Raw genomic sequence first — 23,977 nt, 5'->3', positions numbered from 1 at the left:
GCTGATCAGAGGACAAGTCGGCGTGCGTCATCCCAAATTCTTGGTTTTCTCCGGATCGGCCCGGTCCGGATCTCACAATGTGAAACTGGCCGCATTGGTCAAGAAACATCTGGCGCTTGCTGATGCGCAGGTCACCCAGATCTCGCTGGCGGACTATCCCCTGCCGCTCTACGACGGTGATCTGGAAGACAATGATGGTGTTCCCGAAAATGCGCGAAAACTGAAACGGGTCATTCAGGGCCATGACGGCGTGTTTATCGCCTGCCCGGAATACAATGCGGGCATCACCCCGCTTTTGAAAAATGCGCTGGACTGGGTCAGCCGTGTCAAGGACCCGGACGCCGGAGGCGTTTCCGTGTTCAAGGGGCGGGTTTTTGCGCTTGGCGCCGCGTCGCCCGGGAATTTTGGCGGAATGCGGGGCTTGATCGGAACCCGTTCCATTCTGGAAGTGGGCCTCGGCGCGCTCGTGTTGCCGGAGATGGTCAGCATACCGGGTGCCGGAGCAGCCTTTGATGTCAATGGCGGCTTGGCAAATGAACGCGCGGCAAAACAACTTCAATCCATGGTGCAAGCTTTGTTACACCACACAGGCAAAAACCTTCTGCATTAGCATTGGCAGATGGAAACGTTTTACAATGTGACTGTCATTTTCGCGGCGTCTTGGAATGCACAGGCGTACGGCTTACATAAGATTCCGACAAACTGATCCCCACTACGAGGTATTTATGACTGAAACGCGCGATCCTGCGACCTGGCATGGCACTACCATCATGATGGTCCGCAAAGGTGGAAAGGTGGTGATTGCCGGGGACGGGCAGGTGTCGCTTGGCCCGACCGTGATCAAGCATACAGCCCGAAAGGTCCGTCCGCTGGCGAAAGGCGAAGTGATCGCCGGGTTTGCCGGAGCAACGGCGGACGCTTTCACCTTGTTTGAACGTCTGGAAGCAAAACTGGAGCAGTATCCCGGCCAGTTGATGCGCGCTTGTGTGGAATTGGCGAAGGACTGGCGTACAGACCGGTATCTGCGCCGTCTGGAGGCGATGATGCTGGTCGCTGACAAGCATGTGTCTCTCGTGCTCACCGGTACAGGCGATGTGCTTGAACCGGAAGGTGGTGTCATGGGAATCGGGTCGGGCGGCAACTACGCCCTGGCTGCTGCGCGTGCTCTGGTAGACACCGATGCGGATGCCGAAACGATTGCCCGGAAAGCCATGAAGGTGGCTGCGGAAATCTGCGTCTACACAAACGACAATGTTACAGTGGAAACACTGGAGGCGGTTGAGTAGGCGCCGATGGTCACCTTTCGCCCAGTCACCGAAGCCGATTTGCCTCTGCTCCACAAATGGATGGAAGGTGAACATTGGCAGAAATGGTGGAAGGACGTCGACACCGAACTTGGATACATCCAGGACATGATGGAGGGCAGGGACACGACCCGCCCCTTTATCTTCCAGGTGGATGGAGAGGATGCCGGCTACATCCAGCTTTGGTCGGTGGCCGATCAAAAGGCGCGTGGCTGGCGGGAAGTCGTTCCCTGGTTCGATCTGCTGCCAGACGAAGCGGTTGGCATAGATGTTTCGATAGGTGAGCGCGAAAAGCTCTCGAAGGGCCTTGGTACCGAAGTATTGAAGGCGTTTGTCGCGAAGCTGCGGGGGGAGGGCAAGGCGCGGATCCTGGTGGATCCCGAAAAAAGCAATCCCCGTGCGATCAAATGCTACCGCAAGGCCGGGTTCCGGGAGGTGGAAAGCCTGTTGGGCAAGACCGGCCACATACTGATTATGGAACACACGAGACAGGAAGGTGTGTCTTAACAAATGTCCGATTTTTCTCCCCGTGAAACAGTTTCAGAACTGGACCGTTTTATCGTTGGTCAAAAGGAGGCCAAGCGGGCGGTCGCGATTGCATTGCGTAACCGCTGGCGGCGTCAGCAACTTGAGGGCCAGATGCGCGAGGAGGTTCTGCCGAAGAACATTCTCATGATTGGCCCGACCGGCGTCGGCAAGACCGAGATTTCGCGCCGGCTGGCCAAACTGGCCAACGCGCCGTTCGCAAAGGTGGAAGCGACCAAATTTACCGAAGTCGGCTATGTCGGCCGCGATGTCGAGCAGATTGTCCGCGACCTTGTGGAGGCGGGTATCAGTCTGGTTCGAACCGAGAAGCGTGAATCCGTCAAGGCCAAGGCGCACCTGTTGGCCGAGGAACGGGTTCTGGATGCGCTGGTTGGTGCCAACTCCAGCCCGGCAACGCGTGATTCCTTCCGTCAGAAACTGCGTGACGGTGAGCTTGACGACAAGGAAATCGAGGTCGAGGTCCGCGCGCAACCGCAAATGCCGAGCTTCGACCTGCCCGGGATGCCGGGTGCCAGTGTTGGCGTGATGAATGTCACGGATATCCTCGGCAAGGCGTTTGGCGGCCAGACCAAGACGAAACGCACGTCGGTGAGTGATTCCTACGAATTGTTGATCAACGAGGAGTCCGACAAGCTACTGGACGAAGACAAGATTGTTTCCGAAGCGATTTCACTGGTCGAAAACGCGGGCATCGTATTTCTGGACGAAATCGACAAGATCTGCGCCCGGGAAGGGCGCTCGGGTGCCGATGTCTCCCGTGAAGGCGTTCAGCGCGACCTGCTTCCGCTGATCGAGGGTACGGTGGTGTCGACCAAGCATGGTCCGGTCAAGACCGACCACATCCTGTTCATTGCCTCCGGAGCGTTCCATGTGGCCAAGCCATCGGATCTGCTGCCGGAACTGCAGGGACGGTTGCCGATTCGCGTCGAACTCAGAGCGCTGACCAAGGAAGACTTCCAGGCCATTCTGACGGAACCGGAAGCCAGCCTGATCAAGCAGTATGTGGCGTTGATGAAGACGGAGAACGTCGATCTTGTGTTTACCGACGATGCGATCGACGAGATTGCTTCGGTTGCAGTGGATCTGAATGCTTCCGTCGAAAACATCGGAGCCCGCCGTTTGCAGACGGTCATGGAGCGCATTCTCGACGACGTGTCCTACACAGCACCGGACCGGCCCGGAGAGACGATCGAGATCACGGCGGAGTTCGTCCGTGAAAACATTGGCGAGTTGGCAAAGAATGTCGACTTGTCGAAATTCATCCTCTGATCAGTCTCTTTCACAGCTGCCCAGTGTCACTTGTCCCTTGCGGGGGCAGGTGGCAGGTGGCAGCATGCAGCCATGGTAGCGATCCGGAAAAGCAATGAAGAAGGCCACCGCCGGAAATTTCTGGTGGTGGTTGACGACACACCCGAAAGCGATCGTGCGATTGTGTATGCCGCAAAGCGCGCGGCACGCACAAGCGGTGTGGTCGTGTTGTTGTGCGGCATTAACAATGGCGACTTTCAGCATTGGCTGGGTGTTGAAGAGATCATGCGGGCGGAGGCAACCGAGGAAGCCGAGACGACGCTTGCCAAGGCCTCCGAGCGCGTCAGGTCTGTGGCCCGAACCGAGCCGGAAACGGTGATTCGTGAGGGAAACATGTCGGAAGCCATCGTTGATCTGATCGAAACGGACGCCGATATTGCCATTCTTGTCCTTGCTGCGGCCATGGACAAGGAGGGACCCGGGCCGCTTGTGTCGTCGATTGCCTCTAAGGCTGGCAGTTTTCCGATCCCGGTTACCATAGTGCCCGGCAATCTGGACGATGAATCGATAGATGCACTTGCCTGACGCTTACCTTGATCCGGTAAACCGGTTGCCTATCTAGTTTTTAATGGTTCCAAACTGGATCCGAATGCTGTAAAAGATCACATCGTGATAATACGATGAATTGTTGGAACGCCGATTGTTGGACGCGCAAGGGCGGGACCACAAAAGCGTGCAAGGAACACCGATATGTTCATCCAGACCGAAGCGACGCCCAATCCGGCGACCTTGAAGTTTCTTCCCGGGCGGGTAGTCCTGCCGGAGGGGACCTATGATTTCCGCTCCTCTGCGGATGCAGGCGCATCGCCGCTCGCCGAAAAGCTGTTCCAGATTCCCGGCGTTGCGGCCGTGTTTTTCGGCCATGACTTCATCACCGTCACCAAGGACGACACTGACTGGCAGCATATGAAGCCGGCCATTCTCGGGGCGATCATGGAGCAGTTCATGTCCGGACAGCCGGTCATGGCGTCAGGCCAAAGCGAAGACCTGGAAGAAGGCGAGTTTTTCGAAGCCGCCGATGAAGAGACCGTGTCCGTGATCAAGGATCTCCTTGAGACCCGCGTCCGTCCGGCCGTGGCTCAGGATGGCGGGGATATTACCTTCAAGGGCTTCAAGGAGGGGGTTGTCTATCTGTCCATGCGTGGAGCATGCGCCGGGTGCCCGTCCTCGACCGCAACCCTGCAACACGGCATCCAGAACCTCTTGCGGCATTTTGTGCCGGAAGTTCAGGAAGTCCGCCCCATCTAGGGCAACACTGTTCAGCACTTGAAGCCCGGCATCCCGGCCGGGCTTTTTGTTTTTCTGACCCGTTTCTTCAAAACCAGCAGTTCAAGCCCGACCTTTGGGGTAATCCCAAAGCGCGTCTCGACAGGCAGTGCGTCCAGGGCTAATCCGGTAGTATCATGCGTGTTCTCGCTCTCGATACCGCGCTCGCCAATTGCGCGGCAGCTGTCTTCGACGACAGCACTGAAACTCCCTGTCTCTGTGTGCAGCAGGAGCAGATTGGCCGTGGCCATGCCGAAATGCTGATGGGGATGATTGGCGACGTCATGGCTGAAGCCTCGACAGCTTTCACTGATCTGGACCGGATCGTCGTGACGAAGGGGCCCGGCAGTTTTACCGGCCTGCGGGTCGGTTTGTCTGTCGCCAGAGGGTTTGGACTGGTGCTCGACAAACCGGTGGTCGGGATCACGACGCTGGAATCGATTGCGCGCACAGCCAGCAAAACCTGCTCGCAATTGCCGCTGCTCGTTGCCTTGCCCGGAAAGGGGCAGGAAATCTATGCGCAGTTGTTTGATGGCAATGGTGCTGCCATGGACGCGCCGTCTGTTCGAAACCTTGAGGATTTGCCCAATGCGGTTTCAGCCGGAACACGTCTGGCCGGCGCCGCTGCCGAAGCTGTCAGGGCGGCCTGTGCCTTTTCGGAAGAGGCCGTAATTGGAGAGCAGGCCTACCCCGATATTGCAGAGGTGGCCAAGCTTGGTATTCTTGCCAATCCGTTAGACTCCGCGGCATCGCCGCTTTACCTGCGGCCTCCCGATGCGACACCGCAAAAAAAGGGACGCATCGAAAGGCTGCCTGAAAGAGCGAATTGAACATGACCTATTGGTGGTTTTGGGGAACACCGCCGATTATCGAAGCAGCCGCGGTCGGAGATCTGCCTGCATTGGCCGATATCCATCGAAAGTCCTTTCCACATGCCTGGGATGCGGATGAACTGGCACGCATGCGTGCGCATGAGGGGACGCAGATCCTCATTGCCCGCCGCCCAAGCCCTTACGGGACACGATCCGTCGTCGGTTTCCTGATCCTGCGTTCGGCTGGAGACGAGGCCGAAGTCATTACCATCGCTGTCGATCCGCGCCACCGGGGCAAAGGGGTTGCCGGAGCGCTGATGAAGGATGGCATGTTCAGGCTCTACGCCGACAGGTGTGCCTGCCTGTTTCTCGAAGTTGATGCAGTCAATATGCCCGCGGTGAAGCTGTACCGACGCCTCGGATTCGAGAAGGTCGGAGAACGCAAGGGCTATTATCGCGCAGGTGACGGTGACGGAACGGCGCTTGTCATGCGCGCCGATCTTCGCTAAGCGCTGCCTACGCATCTAGTCAACATATCGGATCGGGCATATGGCGGAAGAACAGCATTCGGCACTTGCAGAACAATGTGCAGCCAAGGGCATGCGCATGACCGAACAGCGCCGCGTCATTGCCTCCGTGCTTGAAAAAGCCTCCGACAGCCATCCGGATGTCGAGGAACTGTACCGCCGTGCCGTTGCAATTGATTCCCGCATTTCGATTTCGACGGTTTACCGCACAGTGAAGCTGTTTGAAGATGCCGGCATGATCGAGCGCCATGACTTCCGCGACGGGCGGTCGCGCTATGAAACGGTGCCGGATGAACATCACGATCATCTGATCGATCTCAGAAGCGGTGAAGTGATCGAGTTCCGAAACGAGGAAATTGAGGCACTTCAGGAGTTTATCGCCAAGGAACTTGGGTATAAGCTGGTAGACCATCGGCTTGAGCTTTATGGCGTGCCGCTGAAACAAGGTGCGAAAACGGGATCGGGGGATCGCGGCGGAGATGGTTCAGACTAAGGCTGTTCTTGCGATACTGGCCCTGACACTGGTGTCGCTCTTCATGATCCCGATGCAATGGCTGGCCGTCCGGTTCAATCTCCCCCTGCAACGCTATCTGCCATGGATCTGGCATCTGATTGCCAATCGCCTTGTCGGAATCCGGGTTCATCAAATTGGCCGTCCGGTCGATAGCCGTCCTCTTCTGATTGCGTCCAATCACACATCCTGGGTCGATATTCCGGTCCTCGGATCGCTGATGCCGCTGTCCTTCATTGCAAAGTCCGAAGTGGCGTCGTGGCCGGTCTTTGGATTGTTCGCAAAACTCCAGAGATCCGTGTTTGTCAATCGAACCCGGCGTTCTGACACCGGCAAGGTGACCGACTCGATTGCCGGCCGCTTGAAAAGCGGCGATGCGATGGTCCTCTTCGCCGAGGGGACCTCGAATGACGGCAACGGCGTGCTGCCCTTCAGGTCTGCTTTGCTGGGATCTGCAACCCGTGCTCTTGATGCCGAGGGCGGTGAGGTTTGGGTCCAGCCCTTGTCGATCGCCTATCAGGGGCTTCAGGGCATGCCCATGGGCCGCCAGTTCCGCCCGAGGGTTGCCTGGTATGGAGACATGGAGTTGGCAGGCCATCTTTGGGGGGTGTTTTCTTCTGGTGCGCTGGATGTGGTCGTGTCCTGGGGGGAGCCTGTCCTTGTGCATCACGGCACCGACCGGAAGGTGCTGACACGAACACTGGAGCAATCCGTTCGCTCCATGACAATCGCTTCCTTGACCGGCACAGCGGACCAAAGCCCGAAAACGCCCGAGATCGAAGCGTTAAACCTATTCTCAAATGGGGAAAAAACCGTTAAAGCTGGCGCTTGAATGAACAGGAGATCGGGCGTGCCAGCGATTGCCGGACAGGGTCGCCCAAGCAGAACCGCTCGACAGAACTCCTGAACTCACCCGTTTTGCCATCAGCCTTAAAGGGCCGTGAGGAGCGAATGACCAGCCGCCTGGACCGCCAAGTGACCAAGACAGAATCTGCCGCAGACACCAAAAAAGACAACATGCGCAAAGTGTTTGTACGCACCTATGGCTGTCAGATGAATGTCTATGACAGTGATCGCATGACCGATGTTCTGGCTCCGGAAGGTTACACGGCAACGGACAATCCGGACGAGGCTGATCTCGTACTTCTGAACACCTGCCATATCCGGGAGAAGGCGGCCGAGAAGGTTTATTCCGAGCTGGGCCGGATCCGCAAGATCAAGGAAGAGCGCAACAAAGCCGGCAAGGACATGATGGTCGGCGTGGCCGGGTGTGTTGCGCAGGCCGAAGGGGAGGAAATCTCCCGCCGTGCTCCGGTGGTTGACCTTGTGGTCGGCCCGCAGAGTTACCACCGGCTGCCCAAACTGCTGGAACAGGCGAAGTCGGGCCAGAAGGTTGTCGAAACCGAGTTCGATATCGATGCAAAGTTCGATCACCTGTCCGAGCGGGCGGCGAAGCCGGTCCAGAAGCGGCCGCCGTCGGCTTTTTTGACGGTTCAGGAAGGGTGCGACAAATTTTGCACGTTTTGTGTGGTTCCCTATACGCGTGGTGCCGAAGTATCGCGCTCCGTGACCCAGATCGTCACCGAAGCCGAGCAGATGGCCGCTGGTGGCGTCCGTGAAATCACCTTGCTCGGCCAAAACGTGAATGCCTATCACGGCGAGGCGGAGGACGGATCGACATGGGGTCTTGGCCGCCTCTTGCGGCGCTTGTCGGAAATCGATGGCCTGGACCGGCTGCGCTACACCACAAGCCATCCACGGGACATGGATGACGAGCTGATCGACGCGCACCGCGACCTGAAAACCCTGATGCCTTATCTCCATCTGCCGGGTCAGTCAGGTTCGGACAAGATTTTGAAGGCTATGAATCGGAAACACACACGTGACGAGTATTTCCGTTTGATTGACCGGATCCGGGATGCAGCTCCCGACATTGCCCTTTCCGGCGACTTCATCGTGGGGTTCCCCGGTGAAACGGACCAGGACTTCGAGGACACGATGGATTTGATCCGCCGTGTTGAATATGGCTCTGCCTTCTCGTTCAAATACAGCCCGCGCCCGGGAACGCCAGGGGCAACGCTGACGGACCAGGTTCCCGAAGACGTGAAAAGCGCCCGGCTTGCGGAGTTGCAGGCCCTTCTTTCGGATCAGCAGCGTGCATTTAATGCGTCAAGGCTCGGAATGACCTGCGACGTTCTTCTTGAAAAGAAGGGCCGCCAGCCTGGACAGCTGGTCGGCAAGTCCCCTTGGTTGCAGCCGGTTCAAATCGATGCGCCTGAAAATCTGATCGGCAGCATACAAGCGGTGGAAATCGTCGAGGTTGGTGCCAATTCGCTGTTCGGGCGGCTGATTGCCGGGCAGGATATGCTCGTGACAGCACGGCCCGACGCCATTCCCGAAGTCCTTCAAGGAGGCGGCATTTGACGCGTGACAGCCAGTCTTCGGCTCGCAAGATACCGGACACATCTGCCAAACCGGCATCCGACCTGACGCATATTGTTCTCGCTTTTGAAGACAACAGATTGATCGGCGACCTGTTCGGTCAGTTCGATCAAAACCTGGCGCTGATCGAACAGCGGCTCGGCGTCGACGCCATAGCCCGCGGCAATCAGGTGACCTTGAAGGGGTCTCACGCTGGTTGTGCGCAGGCGCGGTCGGCTCTCGAGGCGCTTTACCAGCGGCTTCTGCAAGGCCATGAGATCCACCCCGGCGACGTTGATGGAGCGCTTAGAATGGCTGCCGCCGACGAAGCGCAGTTGCCGCTGCCGACCATGGAACCGAAATCGCGGTTGGCATTTGCACAGATCTCTACCCGCCGCAAAACCCTGGTTGCGCGTACGCCGACACAGGACGCCTATATCCGGTCGATGGACCGGGCGGATCTCGTGTTCGGCACGGGGCCGGCCGGCACCGGCAAGACCTATCTTGCAGTCGCTTATGCGGCCGCTCTCATCGAACGTGGCGACGTCAGCCGTCTGATTCTCTCCCGGCCGGCCGTCGAGGCAGGCGAGCGCTTGGGCTTCCTGCCGGGCGACATGAAGGAGAAAGTCGATCCCTATCTGCGGCCGCTTTATGACGCTCTCTACGATATGATGCCGCCTGAAAAGGTCGACCGTGGATTGCAGTCGGGCATGATCGAGGTGGCGCCGCTCGCCTTCATGCGCGGGCGGACCCTGTCGGATGCGGTGGTCATTCTCGATGAGGCGCAAAACACCACGTCGATGCAGATGAAAATGTTCCTGACCCGTCTGGGTGAAGGTTCCAAGATGATTGTCACGGGCGATCCGAGTCAGATTGACTTGCCTGCCGGTCAGACATCGGGCCTCCGGGAAGCGCTCGGGCTTCTCACGGAAGTCGAGGGTGTGGCGCATGTGCGCTTTACCGAGACGGATGTTGTCCGTCACGAGCTGGTGGCCCGTATCGTCACGGCTTATGACAATGCCGGCCGGGAGGCTTCGGAAGCGCGCGAGCGCCGGCATCGGGAGCGGCAGGCTGCGGCCGAGGCGGAAACCGGCAGGAACCCGAAGTCATGAACACGCAAAATCCCGGCGGGAACGCGCCGGTGATCGACGTGATCGTCGAGGCTGGAAATTGGCCCGACGAACGTTTTTTGCAGGATTTGTTCAACAGGTCCTTCACGGCGGCGTGCAGGGGGGCAGATCTCAAGTTCCTGAAGAGTTCAGAGCTTTCGGTCCTGTGTACCAACGATCAGGCCATCCAGGCACTCAACAAGCAGTGGCGGGACAAGAACAAGGCAACGAATGTGTTGTCCTTTCCCGCCAGCGAACCTCAAGATGATGTTTACGGTCCTCTGCTTGGGGATATTGTCTTTGGGTTTGAAACCGTTGAGCGTGAAGCAGACGAATTGGGAATTGAATTTCAAGCGCATCTCACCCATCTGGTTGTTCACGGAATACTCCATCTTTTCGACTATGATCATCAAGAGGACGATGAAGCTGAACTGATGGAAAGCCTGGAAGTGAAGATTTTGTCGGACCTAGGTCTTGAGAACCCGTATATTGACAGGCCCTTGATGCCGGATGCGTAATTGATGAGCTCTTTCCTTTGGGAACGATGATTAGAAAACAATGATGACTGCTTCTGATACGCCGGTTCAGCAGAGCCAGACGCCGCCGTCCATGAAGGATGGCGAGCAAAACTCCGACGAGCCGCAACAGAGTAGGCCGCAGAAATCTGCGGCTCTTTGGACCTCTGTGAAAAACATGCTCGGCTTCAACCGCAGCTCAACGAGTTTGCGGGAAAACCTCGCAGACGAGCTTGCGCGTGAAACTGGAAGAGATACTGCGTTCTCGCCTGAAGAGCGGATGCTTCTGGGCAATATTTTAAGGCTTCGTGAGCTCCGTGTTGATGATGTGATGATCCCGCGCGCAGACATCGACGCGGTGGAGAACACGACATCCATCGGGCGGGTGATGGAACTGTTCGAAGAAAGCGGCCATTCGCGTATGCCGGTCTATGACGAGACCCTCGACGACCCGCGCGGCATGGTGCACATCAAGGACCTGATCGCCTATTTTGCAGAGTGTGGATACGTAAAGCCCGATAAGGCGGAGGCGGTGCGCCAGCCAGAGCTTTCCGAACTGGGCCGTGGCGGGCAAGACAATTCTGAGGCGGGGGTGAACGGAAAGGGGCACAATTCCCGGCCGATCGATTTGGGGCGCATTGATCTGGCGATTTCCCTGGAAGAGGCAGGCTTGATCCGTCAGCTGCTGTTTGTTCCTCCTTCGATGCCTGCAACCGACCTGATGGCAAAGATGCAGGCCGACCGCATCCAGATGGCCTTGGTTATTGATGAATATGGCGGAACGGATGGCCTCGTTTCGCTGGAGGACCTTGTCGAAGAAGTTGTCGGCGATATTGAAGATGAGCATGATGAAGACGAGGATGACATGCTCATGCCGGTTTCCGAAAATATCTGGATGGCCGATCCGCGCATGCCGCTGGAAGATCTGGACGAAGCATTGGGAACCGATGTTGCTTCTGGCGAGATCATCGAGGATGTCGACACGTTGGGCGGGCTTCTCTACGTGACGCTCGGACGTGTTCCGGTTCGCGGGGAGCTCGTTGTTGCAGCGCAATTGCCGGGTTACGAGTTTGAAATTCTGGATGCCGACCCGCGGCGCATCAAGAAGATACGCATTCGGCGGCGGCGCAGCGACGTTCGTGTGCCGGACTTGCGCCGGAAACCGCGCAAGAACGAAACTGCAACTGCACAAGAATTAGGCGAAACGCCATCTTCTGCGGAAAACGTAAATCAGTCTAATCAATCTTGAGCAGGTGACGCTTGGGTCAGGTTGACCCTTTGCTTGTGTTGGCGCAATGGTTCACGCCTGTTGCCTTCGCCGGATTGCTTGATGCCAAGACCAATAACGTGCCTTTTAGATGCTCCTGACATGTGCCGGTCGGCGCGCGGGTGGCGCCGAATCGGCTTGGCACTGCTGTCCGGCGCTGTGGCGGCTCTTTCCTTGCCGCCGCTTGACTGGTCCGTCGTCCTGCTGTTGGCATTTCCGGCGCTTGTTTGGCTGATTGACGGCTCTGGCGAACCGGGGGGCACAAATTCCGGAAAACTCCGGAACGGTTTTTTCATCGGGTGGTTGTTCGGCTTCGGTTATTTCCTTGCGGGCCTTTGGTGGATCGGATCAGCCTTTCTTGTTGAAGCTGACCGCTTCGCGTGGATGATCCCTTTTGCAATCCTGACCATGCCGATGGGCCTTGCCCTGTTTACCGGCGTTGCGACGGCCATTGCCGCGCGATTTTGGAAGCCGCGGGCCTCGCGGGTGTTGTTGCTGGCAGTTTGCCTGTCCGCATCCGACTGGTTGAGAGGGCATGTTCTGACGGGATTTCCCTGGAATGCCTTCGGCTACGGCATTTCCGGTTCTTTGAGCCTGTCACAACTGGCGAGCGTTGTGGGGCTCTATGGGTTGAGTTTCCTTGTGGTTGCGGTTGCCGCAGCACCTGCCGTTCTCGCGGACAAACGGACCAAATCGGCGCGGGTTTTAACCGTCGCGATCGCTGTAGCCGTCTTTGTTACCGGGGGCGTTTATGGGGTTAATCGGCTAACCAAACACGACGGCGGCGATACGGCCACACAAATCCGCATTATCCAGCCGTCAATCGATCAGTCGGAAAAATGGAAGCCTGAAAACCGGGCGCGGATTTTTCAGGACTACCTGGAACTGACGCGCCAGCCTTTTTCGGTGACCGGCAGCCAGAAACGTGACCGCATCGTTATCTGGCCGGAATCCGCAGTGCCGTTCCTGCTGTTGCGGGAGCCTGGCGCGCTGGCAGCCATTGGCGAAGCGCTGCCCCAAAATGCGTCCCTGATCACTGGTGCGGTCAGAACCGCGGAAACGGCTGACGGCCCGGTTTACTTCAATAGCATTTTTGTCATCGGATCGAATGGTGTGGTTCAGGACATCTATGACAAGGTCCGGTTAGTACCGTTCGGTGAATATTTGCCCCTTGAGAACATTCTTTCCAGTTTGGGTGTGACCGCCCTCGTCGATGTACCTTCCGCGTTTCGTGCTGGTGCTGAACAGCGGCCATTGAAGGTGATGGAGGGCGGAAGTGTTTTGCCGCTGATTTGTTACGAGGCAATTTTCCCCGGACTGTCGCGAAACGCTTCGGGGCAGGACTATTCGTGGATTCTGAATGTGACAAATGATGCCTGGTTCGGAAGGACACCCGGACCCTATCAACACTTTGCCCAAGCACGGCTAAGAGCGATAGAGCAGGGGGTTCCCCTGATCCGCGCGGCGAATACCGGGATTTCTGCGGTTGTCGATCCAAAGGGCAGAATTCTCGAGTCTCTTCCCTTGTTTCAACGGGGAGTAATCGATGCGCCCTTGCCAAGTAAACTATCGTCAACACTCTACGGTAGGTACGGGGAAATTACATTCGCTTTATTGCTGGGGTTGAGTTTATTTTTTTTCATTTGCCAGCCCTGCAATCATTTTTCCCGTAAAGATTGATTTTTGTGCTTGGCGTTTGTGAAACGTTCGTGATACAACCGTGATATCGCTTATTTGTTAAGCGACGTGAAAGAAAGCGGTGAGGAGCGCAGGGGCAAGCTCTGGACGCGGCGGAGTTGGGGATCGCTGTGTCGCCGTTTTCATAAAATGGTGGCCAGGGCGGATAGAACGCCGAAAAAAGAAAGACTCCGAAATGCCGAGTAAAAAATCTCCAAATCCGATTGATATTCACGTTGGAAGCCGGGTGCGTCTGCGCCGCATGATGTTGGGAATGAGCCAGGAAAAGCTGGGGGAGAGTCTCGGCATCACGTTCCAGCAGATCCAGAAATATGAAAAGGGAACCAACCGGATTGGCGCCAGCCGCTTGCAGCATATCGCGACCATCCTGAAGGTTCCGGTCGCATTCTTTTTCGAGGATGCTCCGGGCACGCCTGAAGAGGCGGAGGGTTTTGGAGAGTCGAAGCCGACTTCCTATGTCGTTGATTTTTTGTCATCTTCAGAAGGTTTGTCTTTGAACAAGGCGTTTGTACGCATTGAAGACCCGAAAGTGCGCCGCCGGATTGTCGATCTCGTAAAGGCGCTGGCAGGCGACGAATAGGTTTCCGTCTTTTAATCTTGACGGGGGCTTCCTCTTTAATGATTGATGGCTATTGGAAGCGGCGATGCCTATCGCCGCTTCTCTTGTTTTGTTTCCCAGAAGGACGAGATTGCCAATGGCCCGTCAAGATTATCTTTTTACATCTGAATCCGTATCCGAAGGGCACCCGGACAAGGTCTGTGACCGGGTTTCCGATGCTGTTGTGGACGCCTATTTGGCCGAGATGCCGGAAGCGCGTGTTGCGTGTGAAACGCTTGCGACCACCAACCGGATCGTGATCGCCGGGGAGACCCGGGGGCCGGAAACCATCACCAAGGATTATATTGCACACCTTGCGCGCATGGCGGTGAAGGATATCGGCTATGCCCAGGACGGGTTCCATTGGGAAAACTGCGATATTGATGTGCATTTGCATGCCCAGTCCGCTCATATTGCCCAGGGGGTCGATGCGTCTGGTAACAAGGACGAGGGCGCGGGCGATCAGGGCATCATGTTCGGTTACGCCTGCCGTGAAACCGACGAGTTGATGCCGGCTCCGATCCTGTTTTCGCACAAGATCCTGAAAAAGCTTGCCGATGTCAGAAAATCCGGCCTGCAGCCGGTCTTGGGGCCGGATGCAAAGAGCCAGGTAACTGTCCGTTATGCGGGTGGACGTCCGGTCGGGGTAACCTCTATCGTTCTGTCGACACAGCATCTGGACGAAACACTCACTTCTCAGGATGTGCGCGAAATTGTCGAGCCCTACATCCGCGAAAGCCTTCCGGACGGCTGGATTACCAGCGATACGATCTGGCATGTGAATCCGACAGGTGCTTTCGTGATCGGTGGTCCGGACGGAGACTGTGGCTTGACGGGCCGCAAGATTATCGTCGACACCTATGGCGGTGCAGCGCCACATGGCGGTGGCGCTTTCTCGGGCAAGGATCCCACCAAGGTCGACCGCTCTGCGGCCTATGCGGCGCGTTATCTGGCAAAGAATGTTGTTGCCGCCGGTCTTGGTGATCGCTGCACAATCCAGCTGTCTTATGCAATTGGTGTTTCGGATCCGCTATCGGTCTATGTTGATCTGCATGGTACCGGCACATGTGACGAGTCAAGGCTTGAGGCCGGCTTGCGGGATGTGATGCATTTGAGCCCGCGCGGAATTCGCGAGCATCTCAAGCTGAACAACCCTATTTATGAGCGCACCGCGTCCTATGGCCATTTCGGCCGCGAACCGGATGCCGATGGCGGTTTCTCCTGGGAAAAGACAGATCTTGTTGACGCGCTGCGCACGATTGCTGGATAAGGCGCGCAACTGCTCTTGAAACACATGAAAGAAAATCGCCGGCCTGTTGCCGGCGGTTTGGTTTGACTGAATGACTGATCGATACGAAGGCTCGTTTTTCGGGCGCCGCAAGGGAAAGCCCTTAACCCCGCGCCGCGCGGCGTTGATGGAAGAGGCTCTGCCGGAATTGAAACTGGATCTCGGCAAGCCGGCACCGGCCGACCTTGTGTCTTTGTTTTCTGTTCCGGTCAGGGCGGTCTGGATCGAGGTGGGCTTCGGGGGTGGGGAGCATCTGCTTCATCGTGCCCGTGAAAATCCGGATATCGGGATTATTGGTGTGGAGCCCTTTGTCGGCAGCATGGCGAAGACCGTATCCGCTGTCGTTAAGGAAGGTATTCGGAATATCCGTCTTTACGACGATGATGCGGTTAATGTTCTAGACTGGTTGCCGCCGTCCTCCATTGATCTTGCCTATCAGCTCTATCCGGATCCCTGGCCCAAAAAACGGCATTGGAAGCGCCGTTTTGTAAATGAGCAGAACCTGACCCGGTATGCCCGGGTGTTGAGGCCGGGCGGGGAGTTTCGCTTTGCCAGTGATATCGATACCTATGTTGACTGGACCCTGCAGCACTGCCGGGATCATCCGGGCTTCGATTGGACGGCCGAGACAGCATCGGACTGGCAGTCACCCTGGGCCAACTGGCCGTCGACCCGTTATGAAGCCAAGGCGTTGAGAGAAGGGCGTGTTCCCCGATATCTGACCTTCAGGCGAGGGTGATCCCGCCGGGAGAAAAGGGCGGCAGGTTTCGTCTTGCGTTCAAGGGGACTTTGACTGTATAAGGCCGTTGTTTCACCTCAAACGGCTTGGATCGGATTGAGAGTGGGCCCGGTCGGGACCCGCTCTTTTTTGCATAAGCGGAGCCGTTGAGAGCAACTGCCGCCGAAAGAACGACGCCTGCAGTTGAAAGCGGACCTGGGCATTGTTGCCTTAGACAGGAGTAGGGTGTGAGCGCGAACGAACCGAGAATTGTCGTTGAGCAAGGTCTAGAGGCCCGGGTGGCGGCGATTGTGGAGCCTGTGATCGAGGATCTCGGTTACCGGCTCGTTCGGATCAAGATCAGCGCGGCAAACGGTTGCACGCTGCAGATCATGGCGGAACGTCCGGACGGCACGATGACTGTCGAGGATTGCGAGGCGGTCAGTAGAGGCGTCTCCCCGGCGCTGGATGTTGAAGATCCGATCAATCGTGCCTATCACCTTGAAGTGTCCTCGCCCGGCATTGACCGGCCGCTGGTGCGGTCGAGCGACTTTGATCGCTGGTCCGGCCACGAGGTAAAGGTTGAAATGAGTGTCATGCTGGACGGGCGCAAGCGTTTCCGCGGCATGCTGCTTGGCGTCAAGGAGGATTATGCCTTGATCCGCTTGCCCGATGTAAAGGCAGACGACGTCGATACGGTCGAATTGCCCCTCGGTGATGTCGGTGAGGCGAAGCTGGTCTTGACAGATGATCTGATCAAGGCGGCGCTGCAGGCTGAAAAGGCGGCCCTGGCAGCACGTGATAGCGGATCTTTGGAACAGGATAACAAGCCCAACTGAGCTGTTGGATGCTTTGGGACCATGGCACCGGCCGGTCTCGGTAAACGGTGCAAAAGGAGTGAAGTGAATGGCAATCAGCGCTAACCGGCTTGAGCTGCTGCAGATCGCGGATGCGGTCGCGCGCGAAAAGTCTATCGACCGCACGATCGTGATCGCTGCCATGGAAGACGCGATCCAGAAAGCGGCCCGGTCCCGGTATGGCACTGAGACCGAGGTCCGTGCGGAAATCAACTCCAAGACCGGTGATATCCGGTTGCAGCGTTTGCTTCAGGTGGTGGAGACCGTCGAGAATATCTCGACCGAGATTTCACTGGTCGACGCACGGGCGAGAAACCCGGAAGCAACACTTGGCGATTTCATTGCCGAGCCGTTGCCGCCGTTGGATTTTGGCCGGATTGCAGCCCAGTCTGCGAAGCAGGTGATCGTCCAGAAAGTGCGCGAAGCGGAGCGCGACCGCCAATACGAAGAGTTCAAGGACCGTGTCGGCGAAGTGGTGAACGGTGTCGTCAAGCGCGCGGAATATGGCAATGTGATCATCGATCTCGGTCGCGGCGAGGGTATCGTGCGCCGTGACGAATTGATCCCGCGGGAGATCTTCCGGACTGGTGACCGTATCCGCGCGTACATATATGATGTCCGCCGTGAGCAACGTGGGCCGCAGATCTTCCTGTCGCGGACACATCCGCAGTTCATGGCCAAGCTGTTTTCCCAGGAAGTGCCGGAGATTTACGACGGCGTTATTGAAATCAAGTCGGTCGCCCGTGACCCGGGGTCTCGCGCCAAGATCGCCGTGATCTCGAAGGATTCCTCGATCGATCCGGTCGGCGCCTGTGTTGGTATGCGCGGTAGCCGGGTTCAGGCGGTTGTCGGCGAGTTGCAGGGTGAAAAGATCGACATCATTCCGTGGAATGAGGATCCGGCCACCTTTATCGTCAATGCACTGCAGCCGGCGGAAGTTGCCAAGGTTGTTCTGGACGAGGATGCGGAACGCATCGAGGTCGTTGTTCCTGATGAACAGTTGTCGCTCGCGATTGGCCGTCGCGGACAGAATGTCCGCCTGGCTTCGCAATTGACCGGCTGGGCCATTGACATCATGACGGAAAACGAGGAGTCCGAGCGGCGCCAGAAGGAATTCCAGGAGCGCTCCGAACTATTCATGAATGCCTTGAATGTCGACGAAATGGTTGGCCAGTTGCTTGCGACCGAAGGCTTTGCCTCGGTTGAGGAAGTGGCCTATGTCGAGCTCGACGAGATTTCGGAGATCGAGGGTTTTGATGACGAGACCGCCGAGGAAATTCAGGCTCGTGCACGCGACTATCTGGAAGAACTGGAAGCAAAGCTCGATCAGGAGCGTCTGGATCTCGGGGTTGCTGACGAGCTGAAAACGATCGACGGACTGACGACTGCCATGCTTGTCAGCCTCGGCAAGGACGGTATCAAGACCATTGAAGACCTTGCCGGCTGTGCTGCGGACGATCTTGTCGGCTGGACAGAGCGCAAGGACGGTGAGGTCAAGAAGTATGACGGGGCTTTGAGCGGTAGCGACATGTCCCGTGCCGAGGCGGAAAACATCGTCATGGCTGCCCGCTTGGCGGCCGGCTGGATTACCGAAGAAGAGTTGGCCGCTCAGATGGCCGATGAAGCAGACGCAGAAGTCGAAGAAGAAGCTGATGAAACCGGCCTGGTTGAGGAAACCGCCGAGAGCGTCTTCAAGGCCTGAATGAAATCAGATCCCGCCTCTTTTTGGGCGCGGTAGCACGTTAGGAGATTGGGGTGCCGAAAAAAAATGAGCCAACCGAGCGGCAATGCGCTGTGACGCGGGAGGTTCAGCCGGTATCCCATCTTATCCGGTTTGTTCTGGACCCTGACCACCTGGTGGTTCCGGATCTGAAACGCAATCTCCCCGGACGGGGTGTTTGGGTAACTGCAGCGCGGGAAACCGTGGCCACTGCGGAAAAGCAGGCCAAAAAAGTGTTTGGCCGGGGCTTCAAGAGTGAAGTACGGCTGGAGCCCGGCCTTGATGAGCGCGTGGATGCGCTTTTGATGAAAACGGCCTTGCAGGCCTTGTCCATGACCCGCAAGGCGGGGGAGCTGGTGACGGGATTTGCGAAGGTTGAGGCGGCACTACGCCAGGGTCAGGTCATCGGGCTGATCCATGCAACGGACGCTGCGGATGATGGGATCCGCAAGCTCGGGGCGATTGCCGTTAGGGAATGTGAAGTGACAAACGGGTGCCCTGTCGTCCGTTTGTTCGATTCGGCTCAATTGAATTTGGCATTGGGCCGGTCAAATGTGATACATGCTGCACTGCTTGCGGGTCGGGCGAGCGAAAACTTCCTGTCGCGCGCAAGCGAGCTGGAGGATTTCAGGTCGAATTCCGCCATCCAAGAACACGGCAGCGCGAACAGTGCAGTTGCGCAGGACTGAAGGCAATATGAGCGATACGAAAAACCCAGGCGACAAAACAATCAGCGTCGAGCGTGGCAAAACGCTTGGCCTCAAGCGAGGTGGTGGAGGCGATCAGGGAACTGTTCGGCAATCCTTTTCGCATGGCCGGTCCAAGGCTGTCGTCGTGGAGAAGAAGAAGCGTCGTGTCGTGGTGCCTGGCCAGGACGCGAAGCCTGAATCCTCCAATCTGACGACGCAGCGCCTTGAAAAGCCGGCGGAAGCTCCGCCGCGCCGGCCGCAGCAACCCGATCCCCAGCAGGCCCAGCAGGCCCGCCGCAACGCCTCTGGCCAACGGGGCCAGAAGGGGGGCGGCAATGTTTTGCGGACGCTTACGAAGGAAGAGGCTGCTGCCCGTGCAGCTGCGCTGAAGCTCGCGCAGGCGCGTGAAATCGAAGAGCGCAAGCGGGCCGAAGAGGAAGCCAAGCGCCGGGCCGAGGAAGAAGTCAAGCGCAAGGCCGAGGAAGAGATACGCTTGAAGGCTGAAGAAGAAGCCCGCAAGCTACGCGAAGCTGAAGAGGCCAAGCTGGCCGCTCAGCGGGCGGAAGAAGAAGCCAAGGCCAAGGCGGCGGCTCCGAAAGAAGCGCCGGCCCAGCCAAGAAAGGCACAAGGTCAGGCGGGAGCAGCCCCGTCACGGACTTCTGGTGCCAGAGGAGCTCCGGCACCCGATCAGGAGCAGAAGCCTGCGCGCTCGCCCAAGGCAACGTCGCCGCGTCCGAAGCCGGGTGGTGAAGGCGGCGGAGAGGATGACCGCAACAATGCCGTGCGTGCGGTCAAGCGCCAGAAGCCTGCGCCGACCCCGGCACGCACACGTGGTGGCGAAGACCGCCGCCGGTCCAAGCTGACTATATCCACCGCGACCGGCGGTGAGGAACAGCGGTCCCGGTCGCTGGCCTCCATGCGCCGCCGCCAGGAAAAGGCAAAGCGCGGCCAGCAGCAGGTGGTCCGCGAAAAGATCACCCGTGAGGTCGTCCTGCCGGAAGCAATCACCATTCAGGAACTCGCCAACCGTATGGCGGAGCGGGCCGTGGATGTGATCAAGCTGCTGATGAAGCAGGGCCAGATGCTCAAGATCAACGATGTGATCGACGCGGATACCGCCGAGCTGATCGCCGTGGAGCTGGGTCATACGGTCAAGCGTGTGTCTGAATCTGATGTCGAGGAAGGCATTTTCGGTATCGACGACGCTGCAGACAGCTTGAAGACGCGTCCTGCGGTGGTGACCATCATGGGTCACGTTGACCACGGCAAGACGTCGCTTCTGGATGCAATTCGTAAGTCGAAGGTTGTAAGCGGCGAGGCTGGCGGCATCACGCAGCATATTGGTGCCTATCAGGTTGAGCAGGATGATCAGAAGATCACCTTCATCGATACACCGGGTCACGCAGCGTTCTCGCAAATGCGTGCCCGCGGCGCCAAGTCGACCGATATCGTGATCCTGGTTGTCGCAGCCGATGACGGCGTCATGCCGCAGACCAAGGAAGCGATTGCCCACGCCAAGGCGGCCGATGTGCCGATCATCGTGGCGATCAACAAGATGGACAAGCCGGGTGCCGATCCGAACCGGGTTCGCACCGAGCTGCTCAACGACGAAATCGTTGTCGAATCCATGGGCGGCGACGTGATTGATGTCGAAGTGTCGGCACTCAACGGCACCAACCTCGACAAGCTGCTTGAAATGATCCTGCTGCAGTCGGAAGTTCTGGAGCTGAAGGCCAACCCGGACCGGACTGCGGAAGGCATCGTCATCGAAGCCCAGCTCGACCGCGGCCGTGGTCCTGTGGCGACGGTTCTGGTCCAGAAGGGCACCATGAAGCCGGGCGACATCCTTGTAGCCGGTGCCGAATGGGGCCGTGTCCGGGCCATGCTCGACGAGGACGGAAACCAGGTCAAGGAGGCAGGGCCTTCCAAGCCGGTCGAGGTTCTCGGCTTCCAGGGCACACCGGAAGCGGGCGATCTGGTTGCCGTGGTCGAGAACGAGGCGCGTGCCCGCGAGATCGTCGACTATCGTCAGCGCCAGATCCGCGAGAAGGCTTCGGTGATTGCCTCCGGCAGCCGCGGCTCGCTCGAGCAGATGATGAACCGCCTTCAGGAGACCGGGAAGAAGGAATTCCCGCTGGTTCTCAAGGGCGACGTGCAGGGCTCGACCGAAGCGATCGTCCATGCGCTCAACGAGCTTGGGACAGACGAGGTCGGTGCGCGTATCCTGTTGTCCGGTGTCGGCGGCATTACCGAAAGCGACGTGACCCTTGCGGCCGCGTCCAAGGCTCCGATCATTGGCTTCAACGTGCGTGCCAACAAGCAGGCCCGTGAGGCGGCTCAGCGTGACGGCATCGAGATCCGGTATTACAATATCATTTACGATCTCGTGGATGACATCAAGGCGGCCATGTCCGGCCTGCTGTCTCCGGAGCGCCGCGAGACTTTCCTCGGAAATGCGGAGATCAAGGAGATCTTCCACATTTCGAAAGTCGGCAAGGTTGCAGGCTGTCTGGTCACGGAAGGCATTGTCGAACGTGGGGCGAATGTCCGCCTCATCCGCGACAACGTGGTTATCCACGAAGGCAAGCTGGGAACGCTCAAGCGTTTCAAGGACGAGGTCAAGACGGTCGAATCCGGTCAGGAATGCGGCATGAACTTTGTCAACTATCAGGATATGCGTCCGGGTGACGTGATCGAGTGTTTCCGCGTCGAGGAAATCGCACGTACGCTCTGATCGGCGGCACAATTTGAAATGACACACCGGCGCGGTCCAGAATTGGGCTCGCGCCGGTTGTTCATTGGAGGCCCGCGTATCACGCGCCTCCAGCAACAGGAACAAGACCAATGGCCAAGAACACAGCTCATGGCGAGCGTGGCCCGTCGCAGCGTCAATTGCGCGTCGGCGAGACCGTTCGCAAGGAACTTTCCGACATTCTGACCCGGGGCGAAGTGGCGGATCCGGATCTGGCAGGTGTCATCGTCACCATTCCGGAAGTGCGGATGACGCCGGACTTGCGTCTGGCGACCTGCCTGTTCATGCCGCTCGGCGGCGGGGACAGCGACAAGGTCGGCAAGGCCCTCAATCGCAGCGCAAAATATCTGCGCGGGCTGGTATCACGCCGGCTGACCATGAAATACATGCCGGATTTGCGTTTCGTGCTCGACACCCGCTTTGACGACGATGACCGGATCGACACCCTGTTGCATTCGCCGGATGTGGCCCGTGATCTGGATCACGGCGAAGACAACTGACACTCTCACCCCAATAGACGGATATCACGATGGCGCGGCAACAGAACCGCAAGAAAAACAAGAATGTCATCAACGGCTGGCTTGTTCTGGACAAGCCCTACGGACTGACGTCGAACGATGCTCTCGGCAAGCTCAAGCGGATTCTCCATCCTCAGAAGGTCGGCCATGCGGGCACGCTCGATCCGCGGGCAACGGGATGCCTGCCGATTGCCTTCGGTGAGGCGACCAAGACCGTTTCCTTCGTGATGGACGGACGAAAGATCTACCAGTTCGAGGTGACGTGGGGTGCGGAGACCAACACCGACGACACCGAAGGCGAGGTGGTTGCAACATCAGACAACCGGCCCGATGCCGACAGCATCCGCGCGGTCCTCGACGAGTTCACCGGCACGATCATGCAGGTGCCGCCGAAATTCTCGGCGATCAAGGTCCAGGGCGAGCGTGCCTATGACCTGGCGCGTGACGGCGAAGAAGTTGAACTGGAAGCACGGCCCATCGACATGCACCGGCTGGATCTGGTCGAGGTCGTCGACGAGAACCGGGCCGTGTTTGAAGCCGAATGCGGCAAGGGGACTTATGTGCGCGCGCTCGCCCGCGATCTCGGCCGCCGTCTGGACAGCTGTGGTCACGTGACAAAACTGCGCCGTCTGCTGGTCGGTCCGTTCGGCGAAGACGATATGGTTCCGCTTGAAGACCTGATCGAGGCTGCCGGAGAGCTTGAGGAAGGGGCGGGGATCGACGAGCTGGTCGAGGAATTCGTTCTGCCCGTCCGGGAATCGATGGAAGAGCTTGTCGAGATCCCGGTGTCGCTCGACGATGCGGCCAAGATCCGCAAGGGCATGGCTGTTTTGCTCAGAGGCCGTGAAGCCCCGCTGAATTGCGACACGGTCTTTGCCAGCCATGCGGGTATCCCGGTGGCCATCGGCGGCGTCGAAAAGGGCCGCTTCCAGCCAAGCCGCGTGTTTCATCTTTAATCCGGATCTCGTGCAGGCGGCCAGAATCCACTGGCTTTCCCTATCGTTTTCCGGCATATTCCGCCGCCATCGGGCCCAGGTGCCCGAACGGGTGTGTGCTCCCTTTGCTGACCGACATCTCGGCTCTGGAGACGGTGCGCGCCCCGCCGGATAACCGGCATGTTCAATTGGCTGTCCCGGCAGCCGCAAAAAGAAGGAAAAGACGATGTCGATTACCGCAGAGCGCAAGGCTGAGCTCCTGAAGGAATACGCGATCAAGGAAGGCGACACCGGGTCTCCGGAAGTCCAGGTCGCGATCCTGACCGAACGGATCAACAACCTCACCGAACACTTCAAGTCCCACGGCAAGGACAACCACTCCCGCCGCGGCCTTTTGAAGATGGTGGCGCAGCGCCGTTCCCTGCTCGACTATGTCAAGGGCAAGAACGAAGAGCGCTACAAGTCTCTGATTTCCCGTCTCGGCATTCGCCGCTAAGACCGGAACTTCGAAACGCGGTGGGTGGATTTGCCCGCCGCGTTTTACTATAGGAAGTCACGTGACGGTCATGGGGCAGGATTGCCAGCCGCTTCAAGGATTTGGAAGCGTCTTGTTGTCTT

The 23,977-nt window shown here is 58.1% G+C and carries 25 protein-coding genes; all 25 read left to right on the top strand.

Annotated features, from left to right (window positions below; all coding sequences use genetic code 11):
• Positions 1–22 precede the first annotated feature (22 nt).
• Complete coding sequence (locus tag E1297_RS27460) at positions 23–610, top strand: NADPH-dependent FMN reductase (protein ID WP_368669698.1); 588 nt, start codon at positions 23–25, stop codon at positions 608–610.
• A 115-nt stretch (positions 611–725) separates the two neighbouring features.
• A complete protein-coding gene (hslV, locus tag E1297_RS27455; RefSeq protein ID WP_155143874.1) occupies positions 726–1,286 on the top strand; it encodes an ATP-dependent protease subunit HslV in 561 nt (186 codons plus the stop codon).
• A 6-nt stretch (positions 1,287–1,292) separates the two neighbouring features.
• The gene (locus E1297_RS27450) at positions 1,293–1,811 is read left to right on the top strand and encodes a GNAT family N-acetyltransferase (protein ID WP_155143873.1); all 519 of its coding nucleotides are present in this window, start codon (positions 1,293–1,295) and stop codon (positions 1,809–1,811) included.
• Between the two features lie 3 nt (positions 1,812–1,814).
• A complete protein-coding gene (gene hslU / locus E1297_RS27445) occupies positions 1,815–3,119 on the top strand; it encodes an ATP-dependent protease ATPase subunit HslU (protein ID WP_155143871.1) in 1,305 nt (434 codons plus the stop codon).
• 72 nt (positions 3,120–3,191) lie between these two features.
• Entirely contained in the window at positions 3,192–3,683 is a 492-nt protein-coding gene (locus E1297_RS27440) for a universal stress protein (RefSeq protein WP_155143869.1), read from the top strand.
• Positions 3,684–3,848: 165 nt separating this feature from the next.
• Positions 3,849–4,406: a NifU family protein gene (locus E1297_RS27435; RefSeq protein WP_155143868.1), complete on the top strand. Its 558-nt coding sequence runs from the start codon at positions 3,849–3,851 to the stop codon at positions 4,404–4,406.
• 155 nt (positions 4,407–4,561) lie between these two features.
• Positions 4,562–5,254 (top strand): tRNA (adenosine(37)-N6)-threonylcarbamoyltransferase complex dimerization subunit type 1 TsaB, encoded by a 693-nt coding sequence (gene tsaB / locus E1297_RS27430; protein ID WP_155143866.1) that lies wholly within the window; start codon positions 4,562–4,564, stop codon positions 5,252–5,254.
• Between the two features lie 2 nt (positions 5,255–5,256).
• The gene (locus tag E1297_RS27425) at positions 5,257–5,745 is read left to right on the top strand and encodes a GNAT family N-acetyltransferase (RefSeq protein WP_155143864.1); all 489 of its coding nucleotides are present in this window, start codon (positions 5,257–5,259) and stop codon (positions 5,743–5,745) included.
• A gap of 40 nt (positions 5,746–5,785) precedes the next feature.
• Positions 5,786–6,256 (top strand): Fur family transcriptional regulator, encoded by a 471-nt coding sequence (locus E1297_RS27420; protein ID WP_155143862.1) that lies wholly within the window; start codon positions 5,786–5,788, stop codon positions 6,254–6,256.
• On the top strand, positions 6,243–7,106 hold the full coding sequence (locus E1297_RS27415; protein ID WP_155143861.1) for a 1-acyl-sn-glycerol-3-phosphate acyltransferase: 864 nt from the start codon (positions 6,243–6,245) through the stop codon (positions 7,104–7,106). Before E1297_RS27420 ends, E1297_RS27415 begins: the two co-directional genes overlap by 14 nt.
• 119 nt (positions 7,107–7,225) lie before the next feature.
• Positions 7,226–8,698, top strand: coding sequence for a tRNA (N6-isopentenyl adenosine(37)-C2)-methylthiotransferase MiaB (miaB, locus tag E1297_RS27410; RefSeq protein WP_155143860.1), 1,473 nt, complete (start codon positions 7,226–7,228; stop codon positions 8,696–8,698).
• Positions 8,695–9,807, top strand: a complete 1,113-nt coding sequence (locus E1297_RS27405) for a PhoH family protein (protein WP_368669697.1) — start codon at positions 8,695–8,697, stop codon at positions 9,805–9,807. The genes miaB and E1297_RS27405 overlap by 4 nt, the downstream gene beginning before the upstream one ends.
• On the top strand, positions 9,804–10,322 hold the full coding sequence (gene ybeY, locus E1297_RS27400) for an rRNA maturation RNase YbeY (RefSeq protein WP_155143859.1): 519 nt from the start codon (positions 9,804–9,806) through the stop codon (positions 10,320–10,322). The genes E1297_RS27405 and ybeY overlap by 4 nt, the downstream gene beginning before the upstream one ends.
• Before the next feature lie 43 nt (positions 10,323–10,365).
• Entirely contained in the window at positions 10,366–11,568 is a 1,203-nt protein-coding gene (locus E1297_RS27395) for a transporter associated domain-containing protein (protein ID WP_244327909.1), read from the top strand.
• Positions 11,569–11,724: 156 nt separating this feature from the next.
• Positions 11,725–13,266 (top strand): apolipoprotein N-acyltransferase, encoded by a 1,542-nt coding sequence (gene lnt / locus E1297_RS27390; protein WP_209016024.1) that lies wholly within the window; start codon positions 11,725–11,727, stop codon positions 13,264–13,266.
• 193 nt (positions 13,267–13,459) lie between these two features.
• Positions 13,460–13,864 (top strand): helix-turn-helix domain-containing protein, encoded by a 405-nt coding sequence (locus E1297_RS27385; protein WP_155143856.1) that lies wholly within the window; start codon positions 13,460–13,462, stop codon positions 13,862–13,864.
• Between the two features lie 115 nt (positions 13,865–13,979).
• Positions 13,980–15,152, top strand: coding sequence for a methionine adenosyltransferase (metK, locus tag E1297_RS27380; RefSeq protein ID WP_155143855.1), 1,173 nt, complete (start codon positions 13,980–13,982; stop codon positions 15,150–15,152).
• Between the two features lie 70 nt (positions 15,153–15,222).
• Positions 15,223–15,909, top strand: coding sequence for a tRNA (guanosine(46)-N7)-methyltransferase TrmB (trmB, locus tag E1297_RS27375; protein WP_155143854.1), 687 nt, complete (start codon positions 15,223–15,225; stop codon positions 15,907–15,909).
• A 227-nt stretch (positions 15,910–16,136) separates the two neighbouring features.
• On the top strand, positions 16,137–16,727 hold the full coding sequence (rimP, locus tag E1297_RS27370; protein ID WP_368669696.1) for a ribosome maturation factor RimP: 591 nt from the start codon (positions 16,137–16,139) through the stop codon (positions 16,725–16,727).
• 67 nt (positions 16,728–16,794) lie between these two features.
• Complete coding sequence (nusA, locus tag E1297_RS27365; protein WP_155143853.1) at positions 16,795–18,447, top strand: transcription termination factor NusA; 1,653 nt, start codon at positions 16,795–16,797, stop codon at positions 18,445–18,447.
• A 53-nt stretch (positions 18,448–18,500) separates the two neighbouring features.
• Positions 18,501–19,154 (top strand): RNA-binding protein, encoded by a 654-nt coding sequence (locus E1297_RS27360; RefSeq protein ID WP_368669695.1) that lies wholly within the window; start codon positions 18,501–18,503, stop codon positions 19,152–19,154.
• Positions 19,155–19,161: 7 nt separating this feature from the next.
• Complete coding sequence (infB, locus tag E1297_RS27355) at positions 19,162–21,888, top strand: translation initiation factor IF-2 (RefSeq protein ID WP_155143851.1); 2,727 nt, start codon at positions 19,162–19,164, stop codon at positions 21,886–21,888.
• A 110-nt stretch (positions 21,889–21,998) separates the two neighbouring features.
• Positions 21,999–22,406, top strand: a complete 408-nt coding sequence (rbfA, locus tag E1297_RS27350) for a 30S ribosome-binding factor RbfA (protein WP_155143850.1) — start codon at positions 21,999–22,001, stop codon at positions 22,404–22,406.
• Positions 22,407–22,435: 29 nt separating this feature from the next.
• Entirely contained in the window at positions 22,436–23,380 is a 945-nt protein-coding gene (truB, locus tag E1297_RS27345) for a tRNA pseudouridine(55) synthase TruB (RefSeq protein WP_155143848.1), read from the top strand.
• Positions 23,381–23,585: 205 nt separating this feature from the next.
• Complete coding sequence (gene rpsO / locus E1297_RS27340) at positions 23,586–23,855, top strand: 30S ribosomal protein S15 (protein WP_155143847.1); 270 nt, start codon at positions 23,586–23,588, stop codon at positions 23,853–23,855.
• Positions 23,856–23,977 lie beyond the last annotated feature (122 nt).

This window comes from Roseibium sp. RKSG952, from assembly GCF_009711355.1.
Note: the sequence above shows the minus strand (reverse complement) of the source record. Positions and strands in the feature narration are given on the sequence as shown.